Genomic DNA, 15,431 nt, shown 5'->3' with positions numbered 1-15,431 from the left:
GGCCGGGCCCCGCGGGGCCGTCCCCTCCCCGCCCCGCCGGGGGTCCCTCCGGGGCCCCGTTCCGGGCGGGGCGGGGTGCGGGGGGTTGTCGGTGGGCGCCAGTAGGGTGGTTGGCATGGCCGACCCTTCCAGCTACCGTCCCGCGCCCGGGCAGGTTCCCGACTCCCCGGGGGTCTACAGGTTCCGCGACGACCACCGCCGGGTGATCTACGTCGGGAAGGCCAAGAGCCTGCGCCAGCGCCTGGCCAGCTACTTCCAGGACCTCGCCAACCTGCACCCCCGTACCGCCACCATGGTCACCACGGCCGCCTCCGTCGAGTGGACCGTCGTGTCCACCGAGGTCGAGGCGCTCCAGCTCGAGTACTCCTGGATCAAGGAGTTCGACCCCCGGTTCAACGTCAAGTACCGGGACGACAAGAGCTACCCCTCCCTCGCCGTGACGATGAACGAGCAGTACCCCCGGGTCCAGGTCATGCGCGGCCCCAAGAAGAAGGGCGTGCGCTACTTCGGCCCGTACGGGCACGCCTGGGCGATCCGCGAGACCGTCGACCTGATGCTGCGCGTCTTCCCGGTGCGCACCTGCTCCGCCGGCGTGTTCAAGCGCTCCGCGCAGATCGGCCGCCCCTGCCTGCTCGGCTACATCGGCAAGTGCTCCGCGCCCTGCGTCGGCCGGGTCACCCCCGAGGAGCACCGCGAACTGGCCGAGGACTTCTGCGACTTCATGGCGGGCCGCACCGGGACCTACCTCTCCCGGCTCGAGAAGCAGATGCACGAGGCAGCCGAGGAGATGGAGTACGAGAAGGCCGCCCGGCTGCGCGACGACATAGGCGCCCTGCGCCGCGCGATGGAGAAGAACGCCGTCGTGCTCGCCGACGCCACCGACGCCGACCTCATCGCGGTCGCCGAGGACGAGCTGGAGGCCGCCGTGCAGATCTTCCACGTCCGCGGCGGCCGGGTCCGCGGCCAGCGCGGCTGGGTCACCGACAAGGTCGAGGCCGTGGACACCGCCGGGCTCGTCGAGCACGCCCTCCAGCAGCTGTACGGGGAGGAGAAGGGCGAGGCCGTCCCCAAGGAGGTCCTCGTACCGGCGCTCCCCGAGGACACGCCCGCCCTGAGCCAGTGGCTCGCCGGCCGGCGCGGCTCCGGCGTCAGCCTGCGCATCCCGCAGCGCGGCGACAAGAAGGCCCTGATGGAGACCGTCCACCGCAACGCCCAGCAGTCCCTCGCCCTGCACAAGACCAAGCGCGCCGGCGACCTCACCACCCGCTCCCGGGCCCTGGAGGAGATCGCCGAGGCCCTGGAGCTGGACGGCGCGCCGCTGCGCATCGAGTGCTTCGACATCTCGCACCTCCAGGGCGAGGACGTCGTGGCCTCCATGGTCGTCTTCGAGGACGGGCTCCCCCGCAAGAGCGAGTACCGCAGGTTCCAGATCAAGGGCTTCGAGGGGCAGGACGACGTCCGGTCCATGCACGAGGTCGTCTCCCGGCGCTTCCGGCGCTACCTCCAGGAGAAGCTCACGACGGGGGAGTGGTCCCCGGAGGACGGCGAGCCCGAGGACGACGGCCGGCCCAAGCGCTTCGCGTACCCGCCGCAGCTCGTCGTCGTGGACGGCGGGCAGCCCCAGGTGGCGGCGGCCAAGCGGGCCCTGGAAGAGCTCGGGGTCGACGACGTGGCGGTCTGCGGGCTCGCCAAGCGGCTGGAGGAGGTCTGGCTGCCGGGCGAGGACGACCCCGTCGTGCTGCCCCGCACCAGCGAGGGCCTCTACCTGCTCCAGCGGGTACGTGACGAAGCCCACCGGTTCGCCATCCAGTACCAGCGCAACAAGCGCGGCAAGCGGCTGAGGACGAGCCCGCTGGACGACGTCGCCGGCCTCGGCGAGAGCCGCAAGCTGGCCCTCCTGAAGCACTTCGGTTCGGTGAAGAAGCTGAGACAGGCGACAATCGACCAGATCTGCGAGGTCCCCGGCATAGGCCGCAAGACGGCGGAGACGGTGGCCGCCGCCCTCGCCGGGGCGGCTCCCGCCGGTCCTGCCGTCAACACGGCGACAGGAGAGATCATTGAGGACGAACCCTCCGCACCTGCGGAGACATCGTCCGAACGGGGGACCGCGCCATGACCGAGCACGAGACCGCACAGACGACCGAGCGCACGGCCGACAGCACGGCCGGGCACACGACCGAGCACGACCGAGACGGAGCACAGGTGAGTACGGGCACGACCCTGGAGCCCGGCGACAACGCCGAGGCGGCCATCCCCGAGCTGGTGATCATCTCCGGGATGTCCGGAGCCGGCCGCAGTACGGCGGCCAAGTGTCTGGAGGACCTCGGCTGGTTCGTCGTCGACAACCTGCCGCCCGCGCTGATCCCCACCATGGTGGAGCTCGGCGCCCGCTCCCAGGGCAACGTCGCGCGGATCGCCGTCGTCGTCGACGTCCGCGGCCGGCAGTTCTTCGACGCCCTGCGCGAGTCCCTCGCCGACCTGGAGGCCCGCGGCGTCACCCGGCGCATCGTCTTCCTCGAGTCCTCCGACGACGCGCTGGTCCGCCGCTTCGAGTCGGTGCGCCGCCCGCACCCCCTCCAGGGCGACGGCCGCATCGTCGACGGCATCGCCGCCGAGCGCGACCTGCTGCGCGAGCTGCGCGGCGACGCCGACCTGGTCATCGACACCTCCAGCCTGAACGTCCACGAGCTGCGCGCCAAGATGGACGCCCAGTTCGCGGGCGACGAGGAGCCCGAGCTGCGGGCCACCGTCATGTCCTTCGGCTACAAGTACGGCCTGCCCGTCGACGCCGACCTCGTCGTCGACTGCCGTTTCATCCCCAACCCGCACTGGGTCCCCGAGCTGCGCCCCTTCACCGGGCTCAACGAGGAGGTGTCGGGCTACGTCTTCAGCCAGCCCGGCTCCAAGGAGTTCCTCGACCGGTACACCGAGCTGCTCCAGCTCATCGCCGCCGGCTACCGCCGCGAGGGCAAGCGGTACGTGACCATCGCGGTCGGCTGCACCGGCGGCAAGCACCGCAGCGTGGCCATGTCCGAGAAGCTCGCCGCCCGCCTCGCCTCCGAGGGAGTCGAGACCGTCGTCGTCCACCGGGACATGGGGCGCGAGTGACCGGACGGACCCCGCGGCTGAGCCGCCTGCGCCGCCTCACCCCGGGACGGGGAGAGGAAGGGGCGGGCCGCTCCGGCCGCCGGAGGGGCGCCACGCCCAAGGTGGTCGCGCTCGGTGGCGGCCAGGGCCTGTCGGCCTCACTCGCCGCCCTCCGCCGGATCACCGGTGACCTCACCGCCGTGGTCACCGTCGCCGACGACGGCGGCTCCAGCGGACGGCTCCGGGAGGAGCTCGGCGTGCTGCCCCCCGGCGACCTGCGCAAGGCGCTGGCCGCGCTGTGCGGCGACGACGACTGGGGCCAGACCTGGGCCCGCGTCATCCAGCACCGCTTCCAGTCCGAGGGCGACCTGCACGGGCACGCCGTCGGCAACCTGCTGATCGTCGCCCTGTGGGAGCAGCTCGGCGACCCCGTCCAGGCCCTCGACCTGGTCGGCCGGCTGCTGGGCGCGCAGGGCCGGGTGCTGCCGATGTCGGCGGTGCCGCTGGAGCTCCAGGCCCTGGTCAAGGGGCACGACCCGGCGCGCCCGGACGACGTCGACACCGTCCGGGGGCAGGCCACGGTGGCCCTCACCCCGGGCGAGGTGCTCTCCGTGCAGGTCGTGCCCGCCGACCCGCCGGCCGTGCCGGAGGCCGTCGCCGCCGTGCTCGACGCCGACTGGGTGGTGCTCGGCCCGGGGTCCTGGTTCTCCTCCGTGATCCCGCACCTGCTGGTGCCCGAGCTGCTGGACGCGCTGGTCCAGACCAAGGCCCGGCGGGTCCTGTCGCTGAACCTGGCACCGCAGCCCGGCGAAACCGAGGGCTTCTCTCCGCAGCGTCATTTGGAGGTTTTGGCCCGACACGCCCCTAAACTCGCCCTGGACGTGGTGCTGGCCGACGAGGCCGCCGTGCCCGACCGCGAGTCCCTCGCCGATGCCGCCAAACGGTTCGGTGCCGCGGTCGAGCTGGCGCCCGTGGCCAGGCAGGACGGCTCTCCGAAGCACGATCCGGAGCTGCTGGCCGCCGCGTACGACCGTATTTTTCGGATGCATGGAAGGATCGGCCCATGGCGATGACGCCCGCGGTGAAGGATGAGATCTCACGCCTCCCCGTCACCCGGACCTGCTGCAGGAAGGCGGAGGTCTCGGCGATCCTTCGGTTCGCGGGCGGCCTGCACCTGGTGAGCGGCCGTATCGTCATCGAGGCGGAGCTGGATACCGGGATCGCGGCCCGGCGGCTGCGCAAGGACATCCTGGAGATCTTCGGGCACTCCTCCGACCTGGTGGTGATGGCCCCGGGCGGACTGCGCCGCGGCAGCCGGTTCGTCGTACGCGTCGTGGCGGGCGGGGACCAGCTGGCACGCCAGACGGGCCTGGTGGACGGCCGCGGCCGTCCCATCCGGGGCCTCCCCCCGCAGGTGGTCTCCGGGGCCACCTGTGACGCGGAGGCGGCCTGGCGCGGTGCCTTCCTGGCCCACGGCTCCCTCACCGAGCCGGGCCGGTCCTCCTCCCTGGAGGTCACCTGCCCCGGCCCGGAGGCCGCCCTGGCCCTGGTGGGCGCCGCCCGCAGGCTCTCCATCGCCGCCAAGGCGCGCGAGGTGCGCGGCGTCGACCGGGTCGTGGTCCGCGACGGTGACGCGATCGGCGCGCTGCTGACCCGCCTGGGCGCCCACGAGTCGGTGCTCGCCTGGGAGGAGCGGCGGATGCGGCGCGAGGTGCGCGCCACCGCCAACCGCCTCGCCAACTTCGACGACGCCAACCTGCGCCGCTCGGCGCGTGCCGCGGTGGCCGCCGGAGCCCGGGTCCAGCGTGCGCTGGAGATCCTCGGCGAGGAGGTCCCCGAACACCTCGCCGCGGCCGGCCGGCTGCGCATGGAGCACAAGCAGGCCTCCCTGGAGGAGCTCGGCGCGCTCGCCGACCCGCCGCTGACCAAGGACGCCGTCGCGGGCCGGATCCGCCGGCTGCTGGCGATGGCCGACAAGCGGGCCCAGGACCTCGGAATCCCCGGCACCGAATCGAACCTGGACCTCAGCGAGGAGCTGGCCGACAACATGGCCGGCTGACCTGCACCTCCCGGACGCGAGGCCGGGCCGGGCCCGCACCCCCAGCCGGTGCGGGCCCGTTCCGCTCCCCTTTGTCCCGTTGACATGGGCATCGCCGGATCGTGAGCCTGGCGTCCGAACGCTTTCGTGGCAGACGACGCCCAGGGGGGCACATGAGGCACCGCGCGAGATCGATCCTCGCCGCAAGCGCACTCGTCTTGGGAACCACACTGGCCGCACTACCCGTCACGGCCCAGGCCCAGCCCGCGTCCGGCCCGGCATCCGGAGCCGACGAGGTACGGGCCTACGACGCCGACATCACCCGCGAGCAGGTCCCGCTCGTCCTCGCCGCCGGCCAGGACGCCCACGAACTCTCCGAGCGGGCCCCGCAGACCGGGACCGCCCGGGTCGAGCTCTTCCTCACCGGGGAGCAGGCGGAGGAACTCGCCGCCCAGGGGGTCCGCCTCGCCGAGCGCCGGATCTCCGCCCAGGGGCTGGCCCGCGCCAAGGCCGCGGGGGACGGGGTCTTCCGCCCGTACAGCGGCAAGGGCGGCCTCCAGGAGGAGATCCTGCGGACCGCGCAGGAGAACCCGGCGCTCACCAAGGTCGTCTCCATCGGCAAGACCGTCCAGGGCAAGGACATCCTCGCCCTCAAGGTCACCAAGGACGCCAAGAGGACCGGGGACGGCGACAAGCCGTCCGTGCTCTACATGTCCAACCAGCACGCCCGGGAGTGGATCACCCCCGAGATGACCCGGCGGCTGATGCACCACACCCTGGACAACTACGGCAAGGACCAGCGGATCACCAGGCTCGTCGACTCCACCGAGCTGTGGTTCCTGCTCTCCGCCAACCCCGACGGATACGACCACACCTTCACCTCCGACGACGCCCGGCTGTGGCGCAAGAACATGCGCGACAACAACGGCGACGGCAAGATCACCGCCGTCGACGGGGTCGACCTCAACCGCAACTTCGCCTACAAGTGGGGCTACGACAACGAGGGTTCCTCGCCGAACCCGTCGAGCGAGACCTACCGCGGCCCCAAGGCGTCGTCGGAGCCCGAGACCGCCGCCCTCGACGGCTTCGAGAAGCGCATCGGCTTCGCGTACGCCATCAACTACCACTCCGCCTCGGAGCTGCTGCTCTACGGAGTGGGCTGGCAGGTCGCCACCCCGACCCCCGACGACGTCGCCTACAGGGCGCTCGCCGGCACTCCCGAGCACCCCGCCGTCCCCGGCTACTACCCGCAGCTCTCCTCCGAGCTGTACACCACCAACGGCGAGGCGGACGGCCACGCGGCGAACGCCAACGGCGTCATGATGTTCACGCCGGAGATGACCACCTGCCAGACGGCCTCCGCCGCCGATCCCCAGGACCGGTGGAAGCCGGAGGACTGCCGCTCCGGCTTCAACTTCCCGGACGACGAGAAGCTCATCCAGGCGGAGTTCGCCAAGAACGTCCCCTTCGCGCTGTCGGTCGGCGAGAGCGCCGCCCACCCCGACCAGCCGAAGTCGTCGGTCGGCACGAGCGCCGCGGACTTCACCCTCGACCCGTTCACCACCTCCTACGCCGAGCGGGGCGAGGACCAGACCGTCTCGGTCACCGCGCGCAAGGCGCTCGCCGACAAGCAGCTGAAGTTCCGCATCAACGGCGGCCGGACGCACGACGACGGGCTGAGGGCCTGGAAGGGCGGCGACGTCTACGGCGGCGAGGACAACAACTGGTACGACGAGTACCGGGCCACGGTGGACGGCGCGAAGCCCGGCGACAGGGTCGAGGCGTGGTTCACCGGCCGCGACCGCTCCGGCAGGGAGGTCTCCAGCGCGCACTTCACCTACACCGTGGCGCAGCGCCCCCGCGCCGACGTCCTGGTGATCGCGGAGGAGGGCGCGAAGGCGCAGCACGCCCAGGAGTACGTCGACGCGCTGCGGGCCGCCGGGAAGCCGGCCGCGGTGTGGGACGTGGCCACCCAGGGCGTCCCGCACCACCTCGGGGTGCTCTCGCACTTCCGCACCGCTGTGCACTACACCGGCGCCGGCGCTCCCGGCGGCCCGACCCAGCTGGCGGTCCGCGACTTCCTCAACGAGGGCGGCAGGCTGATCGAGGCCGGCGAGCTCGCGGGCGGCCGGGCCGAGGTCGGCCGCGCACTGACGGACGACTTCAGCCAGTACTACCTCGGCGCCTACGGCCGGGCCTCGGTCAAGGGTGCGACCGCGTTCACCGGCGCGGGCTCCCTGGCCGGCGCCAAGGGCTCCCTCGGTGACGCGGCCGGCAACCCGCTCGACGCCCCCGGTGCCTACACCGTCACCTCCGACGCCCTCCCGCCGGCGCAGTTCCCGCAGTTCAAGAGCGCGAGGGCGGGCCAGTACGCCGGAGTCGTGAACCCGTACGCGCCGTACGCGGGCACCGGCATGGCCGCGGCCGCCCATGACGACGACGACTGGAAGCGCCTCACGCGGACCATCGACCTCACCCGGGTGACCGCCGCCGACGCGCCGCGGTTGAAGGCCGCCCTCAACTGGAACATCGAGGAGGGCTACGACCACGCGGTCCTGGAGGCCCGTACGGCCGGCGGGGACGACTGGACCACACTTCCGGAAGCGAGCGGGCTGACGTCCGCCACAGTCCCGGCGGAGTGCGGAGCCGGCTTCTTCGTCAACGGCCACCCGTTCCTGCGCCGCTACCTCACCGTGGACGCCGGCGGCTGCACCGCGGCCGGCACCAGCGGAGCGTGGAACAGCTTCACCGGCTCCTCCGGCGGCTGGAAGCAGGTCGCCTTCGACCTGAGCGCCTACGCCGGCAAGACGGTCGAGGTGTCCCTCTCCTACATCACCGACCCCGGCTCGGGCGGCCGCGGCGTCTTCGCCGACGAGGCGCGGGTGTCCGTCGGCGGCGCCGACCAGCCCGCCGAGGGCTTCGAGACCTCCCTCGGGGCGTGGACCGCGCAGGCCTCGCCCGCCGGAAGCCCGGACGTCCCGGGGGATTGGTCCAGGACCGGCGAGCTGTTCAAGTCCTACGCGGCGGTCACTACGCGTGACACGGTCCTCCTCGGTTTCGGGCTGGAACACGTGCCGGCCGCGGCGGACCGCGCCGTAATCGTCGGCAAGGCGCTCCGTTCCCTGGACCGCTGATCCACCACCCCGTCGCCGCTCACACAGGGTGACGGGGGCCCGGGCCCCCGGGGTTCCGTACAAGAGCAACTGGTACAGGGCTTCGGGGGCGTCCCCCGCGGGGTAGGGGGAGTGTCAGGCCCCGGCCGATGTCACTCGGAAGCTCACAGAGAGGTAGGGTCGTAAGCGGTCGGGGACATCCCATACAGCTCGCCGGCGGGACAGGCCGGCGCACCAACGAGGAGATCGGTTCGTGACGATCCGCGTAGGCATCAATGGTTTTGGCCGAATTGGCCGTAACTACTTCCGGGCTCTTCTCGAGCAGGGAGCGGACATCGAGATCGTCGGTGTCAACGACCTGACGGACAACGCCACCCTGGTGCACCTGCTCAAGTACGACACCATTCTGGGCCGCCTCAAGGCCGAGGTCTCCCACACCGACGACACCATCACGGTGGACGGCAAGACCTTCAAGACCTTCGCCGAGCGCGACCCCGCGAACCTCCCCTGGGGCGAACTGGGCGCCGACATCGTCATCGAGTCGACCGGCATCTTCACGAAGAAGGCCGACGCCGCCAAGCACATCGCGGCCGGCGCGAAGAAGGTCCTCATCTCGGCTCCGGCCAAGGACGAGGACATCACCATCGTGATGGGCGTCAACCAGGACAAGTACGACGCCGCCAGCCATCACGTGATCTCCAACGCCTCCTGCACCACCAACTGCGTGGCGCCGATGGCCAAGGTCCTCGACGAGAACTTCGGCATCGTCAAGGGCATGATGACGACGGTCCACGCCTACACCAACGACCAGCGCATCCTGGACTTCCCGCACTCGGACCTGCGCCGCGCCCGCGCCGCCGCCGAGAACATCATCCCGACCTCCACCGGTGCCGCCAAGGCCACCGCGCTGGTCCTGCCGCAGCTCAAGGGCAAGCTCGACGGCATCGCCATGCGCGTCCCGGTCCCGACCGGATCGGTCACCGACCTCGTCCTCGAGCTCGACCGCGAGGTCACCAAGGACGAGATCAACGCCGCCTTCCAGAAGGCCGCGGAGGGCCAGCTCAAGGGCATCCTCGACTACACCGAGGACGCGATCGTCTCCTCCGACATCGTGAACTGGCCGGCCTCCTGCACCTTCGACTCCTCCCTGACCATGGTCCAGGGCAAGCAGGTCAAGGTCGTCGGCTGGTACGACAACGAGTGGGGCTACTCCAACCGACTCGTCGACCTCACCGTCTTCGTCGGCGGTCAGCTCTAAGACCGTCAGCTCTTAAAAGCGTAGGGCAAGGCACCACGATGTGAGCACAGGGTCCGCTCGGCGCGATGAGGCGCCGTCCGGGCCCTGTTGCTTGCCTGGCCCTCCCGTCCTCGCCCTCCGGGCGAAGGTCTCCCAAGGAGTAGGAAACACATGAAGACGATCGACGAACTGCTCGCCGAGGGCGTCGCCGGCAAGCGGGTCTTCGTCCGCGCCGACCTCAACGTGCCGCTGTCGAACGGTGAGATCACCGACGACGGCCGCATCCGCGCCGTCCAGCCGACCATCGCGAAGCTGGCCGAGGCCGGCGCCCGCGTGGTCGTCGCCTCGCACCTCGGCCGCCCCAAGGGCGCCCCGGACCCGGCCTTCTCGCTGGCCCCGGCCGCCCAGCGGCTCGGCAAGCTGCTCGGCGCGGAGGTGGCCTTCGCCACCGACACCGTCGGCGCCTCCGCCAAGGAGACCGTCGCGGCCCTCGCCGACGGACAGGTCGCCGTCATCGAGAACCTGCGCTTCAACGCCGGTGAGACCTCGAAGGACGACGCCGAGCGCGCCGCCTTCGCTGACCAGCTCGCCGAGCTGGCCGACGTCTACGTCGGCGACGGCTTCGGCGCCGTCCACCGCAAGCACGCCTCGGTCTTCGACCTGCCCGCGCGCCTCCCGCACGCGGCCGGCTACCTCATCGCCACCGAGGTCGGCGTCCTGCAGAAGCTGACCGCGGACGTCCGGCGCCCCTACGTGGTCGTCCTCGGCGGCGCCAAGGTCTCCGACAAGCTCGCCGTCATCGACGAGCTGCTCGGCAAGGCCGACCGCATCCTCATCGGCGGCGGCATGGCCTACACCTTCCTCAAGGCCAAGGGCTACGAGGTCGGCATCTCCCTGCTCCAGGAAGACCAGCTGCCCAAGGTCACGGAGTACATGGAGCGCGCCGAGAAGAACGGTGTCGAGCTGGTCCTCCCCGTCGACATCCTGGCCTCCTCGGACTTCCCCGACCTCAAGGGCAAGACCCCGGCCGAGTTCATCACCGTCCCCGCGGACGGGATCCCCGCGGACAAGGAGGGCCTGGACATCGGCCCCAAGACGCGTGAGCTGTACGCTTCGAAGATCGCCGATGCCGAGACCGTCTTCTGGAACGGTCCGGTGGGCGTCTTCGAGCACCCCGACTACGCGGGCGGCACCACCGCCATCGCGCAGGCGCTCGTCGACAGCAGCGCCTTCACCGTGGTCGGCGGTGGCGACAGCGCCGCCGCGGTCCGCATCCTCGGCTTCGACGAGAACGCCTTCGGTCACATTTCCACCGGTGGTGGCGCCAGCCTCGAATACCTCGAGGGCAAGACGCTCCCCGGCCTCGCCGCCCTGGAGGGCTGAACCCCCATGACCCCTGTGAACGGCCGCACCCCGCTGATGGCGGGCAACTGGAAGATGAACCTCAACCACCTCGAGGCCATCGCCCACGTGCAGAAGCTCGCCTTCGCGCTCGCCGACAAGGACTACGACGCCGTCGACGTCGCGGTGCTCCCGCCCTTCACCGACCTCCGCTCGGTCCAGACCCTGGTGGACGGCGACAAGCTGAAGATCAAGTACGGCGCCCAGGACATCTCGGCGCACGACTCCGGCGCGTACACCGGCGAGATCTCCGGCCCGATGCTGGCGAAGCTGAACTGCGCCTTCGTCGCCGTCGGCCACAGCGAGCGCCGCCAGTACCACGGCGAGAGCGACGAGCTCTGCAACGCCAAGGTCAAGGCCGCCTACCGCCACGGGATCACCCCGATCCTGTGCGTCGGCGAGGGCCTGGACGTCCGCAAGGCCGGCAACCAGGTCGCGCACACGCTCGCCCAGGTCGACGGCGGTCTCAAGGACGTCCCGGCCGAGCAGGTCGAGTCCATCGTGATCGCGTACGAGCCCGTCTGGGCGATCGGCACCGGCGAGGTGGCCACCCCCGAGGACGCGCAGGAGGTCTGCGGGGCGATCCGCGGCCGCCTCGCGGAGCTGTACTCCCAGGAGCTGGCCGACAAGGTCCGCATCCAGTACGGCGGCTCGGTGAAGGCCGGCAACATCGCCGCGATCATGGCCCAGCCGGACGTCGACGGCGCGCTGATCGGCGGCGCGGCACTGGACCCGGACGAGTTCGTCAAGATCGTCCGCTTCCGCGACCAGTGAGTATGCGGTAGGGCCGATCCGTCGTACCCTTGCGGGGGCCGGGGGCTGCGCGAGCAGCTGCCGGCCCCCGCTTCCTCCCAGCAGCAGAAAGCCCAGAAAGTAGGAATCAGCCGTGGTTATGGGGTTCTCGGTCGCCCTGATCGTCTTCAGTGCTCTGCTGATGCTCCTCGTGCTGATGCACAAGGGCAAGGGCGGCGGCCTTTCCGACATGTTCGGCGGCGGCATGCAGTCCTCGGTCGGCGGCTCCTCCGTGGCGGAGCGCAACCTCGACCGCATCACGGTCGTCGTCGGCCTGCTGTGGTTCGCCTGCATCGTCGCGCTCGGCCTGCTCATGAAGTCCACCGCCGCCTGACGGTTCTGGCCATTCCGCCCGTACCGCCGGTTCCGTCCGGCCTATCATGAGGTCCTGCGTCCACGGCTGGAGCGAGTAACTCCGGTTGCTGGACGCGCGTTGGGCCTTACGTAGACTGGGGCGCCCGCAGCGGGCACCCCCTCACGCTCCGCGGCACCATCACGCAGGGAGTTACGACCGTGGCAAGTGGCAACGCGATTCGTGGAAGTCGGGTCGGAGCCGGGCCGATGGGCGAGGCCGAGCGCGGTGAGTCCGCGCCCCGCCTGCGCATCTCCTTCTGGTGCTCGAACGGGCACGAGACGCAGCCGAGCTTCGCCAGCGACGCGCAGGTGCCGGACACCTGGGACTGCCCGCGCTGCGGGTTCCCGGCCGGCCAGGACCGGGACAACCCGCCCGCGCCGCCGCGCACCGAGCCGTACAAGACGCACCTCGCGTACGTCCGAGAGCGCCGCACGGACGCCGACGGCGAGGCGATCCTCGCCGAGGCCCTGGCCAAGCTCCGCGGCGAGATCTGACACCCGGCGGACGACGGCGGGGCCGCACTCGAGAGCGACTGGGGGCCCGGCCCGTGGGAAAGCGAATCCCGCGGGCCGGGCCCCTTTGTGTGCGTTGTCCCCCATCCGATCCCTTAGGTTGGACGGTGGCGGGGCACAACAGGACGGAAGAAGTGGGTTGATGTCCGAGATGAACGCAGACAGCCGTACGAGGCTCAACCGGACGCCCGAGTGGCAGGCACTCGGCAAGCACCGGGAAGAGCTGGGGCAGACGCATCTGCGGGAGCTGTTCGAGTCGGACCCGGGCCGGGGCACCGGCTACACGCTGCGGGTCGGGGACCTGCACATCGACTACTCGAAGCACCTCGTGACGGACGAGACGCTCGGGCTGCTGCGCGAACTGGCCGCGGCCACCGGCGTGGCACAGCTGCGGGACGCGATGTTCCGCGGCGAGAAGATCAACGTGACGGAGGACCGCGCGGTCCTGCACACCGCGCTGCGCGCCCCCCGGGACGCGGTCGTCGAGGTGGACGGCGAGAACGTCGTCCCCGGCGTGCACGCGGTCCTCGACAAGATGGCGGCCTTCTCCGACCAGGTCAGGTCGGGCCGGTGGACCGGGTCCACCGGCAAGCGCATCAAGAACGTCGTCAACATCGGCATCGGCGGCTCCGACCTGGGCCCCGCGATGGCGTACGAGGCGCTGCGCGCCTTCACCGACCGCGGGCTGACCCTGCGGTTCGTGTCCAACGTGGACGGCGCCGACCTGCACGAGGCCGTACGGGAACTCGACCCGGCGGAAACGCTGTTCATCATCGCCTCGAAGACCTTCACCACCATCGAGACCATCACCAACGCCACTTCGGCGCGGGAATGGCTGCTCGCGGGCCTCGGCGGTGACCAGGCCGCCGTGGCACGGCACTTCGTGGCGCTGTCCACCAACGCCGAGAAGGTCACCGAGTTCGGCATCGACCCGGCCAACATGTTCGAGTTCTGGGACTGGGTCGGCGGACGCTACTCCTTCGACTCGGCCATCGGCCTCTCCCTGATGATCGCCATCGGCCCGGACGCGTTCCGCGAGCTGCTCGGCGGGTTCCACGCCATGGACGAGCACTTCCGCACCGCGCCGGCCGAGCGCAACGCACCGCTCCTGCTGGGCCTGTTGGGCATCTGGTACAGCGCCTTCTTCGACGCGCAGTCGCACGCGGTGCTCCCGTACAGCCACTACCTCTCCCGGTTCACCGCCTACTTGCAGCAGCTGGACATGGAGTCCAACGGCAAGTCCGTCGACCGCAACGGCGACCGGGTGGACTGGCAGACCGGCCCGGTGGTGTGGGGCACGCCCGGCACCAACGGACAGCACGCCTACTACCAGCTCATCCACCAGGGCACCCGGATGATCCCGGCCGACTTCATCGGCTTCGCCCGCCCGGTGGCCGAGCTGTCCCCGGCGCTGGCGGCCCAGCACGACCTGCTGATGGCGAACTTCTTCGCGCAGACCCAGGCCCTGGCCTTCGGCAAGACCGCCGAGGAGGTCCGGGCGGAGGGCGTCGCCGAGGACCTCGTCCCGCACAAGACCTTCCAGGGCAACCACCCGACGACGACCATCCTCGCCGGGGAACTGACCCCGTCGGTGCTGGGCCAGCTCATCGCCCTGTACGAGCACAAGGTGTTCGTCCAGGGCGCGGTGTGGAACATCGACTCCTTCGACCAGTGGGGCGTCGAACTCGGCAAGGTCCTCGCCAAGCGCGTGGAGCCGGCCCTGACCGAGGGCTCGCACGTGGAGAGCCTGGACCCGTCGACGCGGGCGCTGGTGGCCACGTACCGGGAGCTGCGCGGGCGCTGACGAACGCCGGAAGGGCCCCGCACCGGACACGATCCGGTGCGGGGCCCTTCGCCGTGCCCCCGTTCAGGCCGAGGCAGGGGGGTACAGCCCGGCGGGCAGCTTGGCGGCCGCCGCGCGGTCCAGCAGCCACAGGGTGCGGGAGCGGCCGTACGCCTCCGCGGCCGGGGCCTGCACCCCGCCGGCGCCGCCGAGGGCGATGGCCACCGCCCCGGCCTTGTCCTCGCCGGCCGCGAGCAGCCAGACCTCGCGGGCCGCGCGGATCGCCGGGAGGGTGAGCGAGATGCGGGTCGGCGGGGGCTTGGGGGCCCCGTGCACGCCGACGACGGTGCGCTCGGTCTCGCGGGCCGCCGGGTGCTCGGGGAACAGGGACGCCACGTGGGTGTCCGGGCCCACGCCCAGCATCAGGACGTCGAACCGGGGCACCGGGCCGTGGTCCTCGGGCCCGGCGGCCCGGGCCAGCTCGGCGGCGTAGGCGGCCGCGGCGGCGTCCGCGTCGGCACCGTAGGGGCCGTCCGAGGCGGGCATGGCGTGCACGCGGGCCGGGTCGACCGGGACGGAGTCCAGGAGGGCCTCGCGGGCCTGTACGTGGTTGCGCTCGGGGTCGTCGGCGGGCACGTACCGCTCGTCGCCCCACCACAGGTCGATGCGGGACCAGTCGACCGCGTCCCGGGCGGGGGCGGCGGCGAGGGCCGCGAGCAGCCCGTTGCCGTTGCGGCCGCCGGTCAGGACCACGGAGGCCGAGCCGCGGGCCGCCTGTGCGTCCACGATCTTGGTGATGAGCCGGGCCGCCGCGGCCTGGGCCATCAGCTCCTTGTCCCGGTGGACGACGACCTGAGGAGTCGTCATGCCCATGTGCTGCCGCCTTCTTGGTGGTTGGGGTGGTGGGCGCTGCGGTGTGCCGCGCCGGGTGCCGGGTGCCGGGTGCCGGGTGCCGGGTGCCGGGTGCCGGGTGCCGGGTGCCGGGTGCCGGGTGCCGCTGCGCGGAGCCGTTCCCCACCCCGCCCCTTCCCGAAACCGGGGCTCTGCCCCAGACCCCGTTGCGCTCGAACGCCGCGCGGGCTGGAATTTCGCTGCGCGAAATCCAGCCCCGCC

Annotated in this window: 12 protein-coding genes; 11 read left to right on the top strand and 1 reads right to left on the bottom strand. The window is 71.6% G+C overall.

The annotated features are described in order from the left end of the window. Positions 1-115 precede the first annotated feature (115 nt). From uvrC to pgi, 11 genes are all read left to right on the top strand, one after another. A complete protein-coding gene (gene uvrC, locus AB0D45_RS29040; RefSeq protein WP_361608507.1) occupies positions 116-2,116 on the top strand; it encodes an excinuclease ABC subunit UvrC in 2,001 nt (666 codons plus the stop codon). After that, on the top strand, positions 2,113-3,108 hold the full coding sequence (gene rapZ, locus AB0D45_RS29035; RefSeq protein ID WP_361608509.1) for an RNase adapter RapZ: 996 nt from the start codon (positions 2,113-2,115) through the stop codon (positions 3,106-3,108). The genes uvrC and rapZ overlap by 4 nt, the downstream gene beginning before the upstream one ends. Continuing rightward, positions 3,105-4,160: a uridine diphosphate-N-acetylglucosamine-binding protein YvcK gene (yvcK, locus tag AB0D45_RS29030; RefSeq protein ID WP_361608511.1), complete on the top strand. Its 1,056-nt coding sequence runs from the start codon at positions 3,105-3,107 to the stop codon at positions 4,158-4,160. Before rapZ ends, yvcK begins: the two co-directional genes overlap by 4 nt. Further along, positions 4,151-5,146: a DNA-binding protein WhiA gene (whiA, locus tag AB0D45_RS29025; protein WP_030237199.1), complete on the top strand. Its 996-nt coding sequence runs from the start codon at positions 4,151-4,153 to the stop codon at positions 5,144-5,146. The genes yvcK and whiA overlap by 10 nt, the downstream gene beginning before the upstream one ends. A gap of 152 nt (positions 5,147-5,298) precedes the next feature. After that, positions 5,299-8,259, top strand: a complete 2,961-nt coding sequence (locus tag AB0D45_RS29020) for a M14 family zinc carboxypeptidase (RefSeq protein ID WP_362464406.1) — start codon at positions 5,299-5,301, stop codon at positions 8,257-8,259. Positions 8,260-8,491: 232 nt separating this feature from the next. Beyond that, the gene (gene gap / locus AB0D45_RS29015; RefSeq protein WP_361608515.1) at positions 8,492-9,496 is read left to right on the top strand and encodes a type I glyceraldehyde-3-phosphate dehydrogenase; all 1,005 of its coding nucleotides are present in this window, start codon (positions 8,492-8,494) and stop codon (positions 9,494-9,496) included. A 150-nt stretch (positions 9,497-9,646) separates the two neighbouring features. Then, a complete protein-coding gene (locus AB0D45_RS29010) occupies positions 9,647-10,858 on the top strand; it encodes a phosphoglycerate kinase (protein WP_361608517.1) in 1,212 nt (403 codons plus the stop codon). A gap of 15 nt (positions 10,859-10,873) precedes the next feature. Continuing rightward, positions 10,874-11,650: a triose-phosphate isomerase gene (gene tpiA, locus AB0D45_RS29005; protein ID WP_362464413.1), complete on the top strand. Its 777-nt coding sequence runs from the start codon at positions 10,874-10,876 to the stop codon at positions 11,648-11,650. Positions 11,651-11,768: 118 nt separating this feature from the next. Then, positions 11,769-12,002 carry a preprotein translocase subunit SecG gene (secG, locus tag AB0D45_RS29000; RefSeq protein WP_361608522.1) on the top strand — a complete coding sequence of 78 codons (234 nt, stop codon included), beginning with the start codon at positions 11,769-11,771 and terminating at the stop codon, positions 12,000-12,002. A gap of 179 nt (positions 12,003-12,181) precedes the next feature. Next, positions 12,182-12,517: an RNA polymerase-binding protein RbpA gene (locus tag AB0D45_RS28995; RefSeq protein ID WP_007263454.1), complete on the top strand. Its 336-nt coding sequence runs from the start codon at positions 12,182-12,184 to the stop codon at positions 12,515-12,517. 169 nt (positions 12,518-12,686) lie between these two features. Beyond that, positions 12,687-14,339 (top strand): glucose-6-phosphate isomerase, encoded by a 1,653-nt coding sequence (gene pgi, locus AB0D45_RS28990; protein ID WP_361611405.1) that lies wholly within the window; start codon positions 12,687-12,689, stop codon positions 14,337-14,339. Positions 14,340-14,402: 63 nt separating this feature from the next. Here pgi and pgl read toward each other — a convergent pair whose 3' ends face one another. Further along, positions 14,403-15,185, bottom strand: coding sequence for a 6-phosphogluconolactonase (pgl, locus tag AB0D45_RS28985; protein WP_361611403.1), 783 nt, complete (start codon positions 15,183-15,185; stop codon positions 14,403-14,405). Positions 15,186-15,431 lie beyond the last annotated feature (246 nt).

The sequence above is a fragment of the Streptomyces sp. NPDC048352 genome, from assembly GCF_040651895.1.
GTDB lineage: Bacteria > Actinomycetota > Actinomycetes > Streptomycetales > Streptomycetaceae > Streptomyces.
The sequence above is the reverse complement of the archived record's forward strand: the minus strand, read 5'-3'. Positions and strand labels throughout refer to the sequence as shown.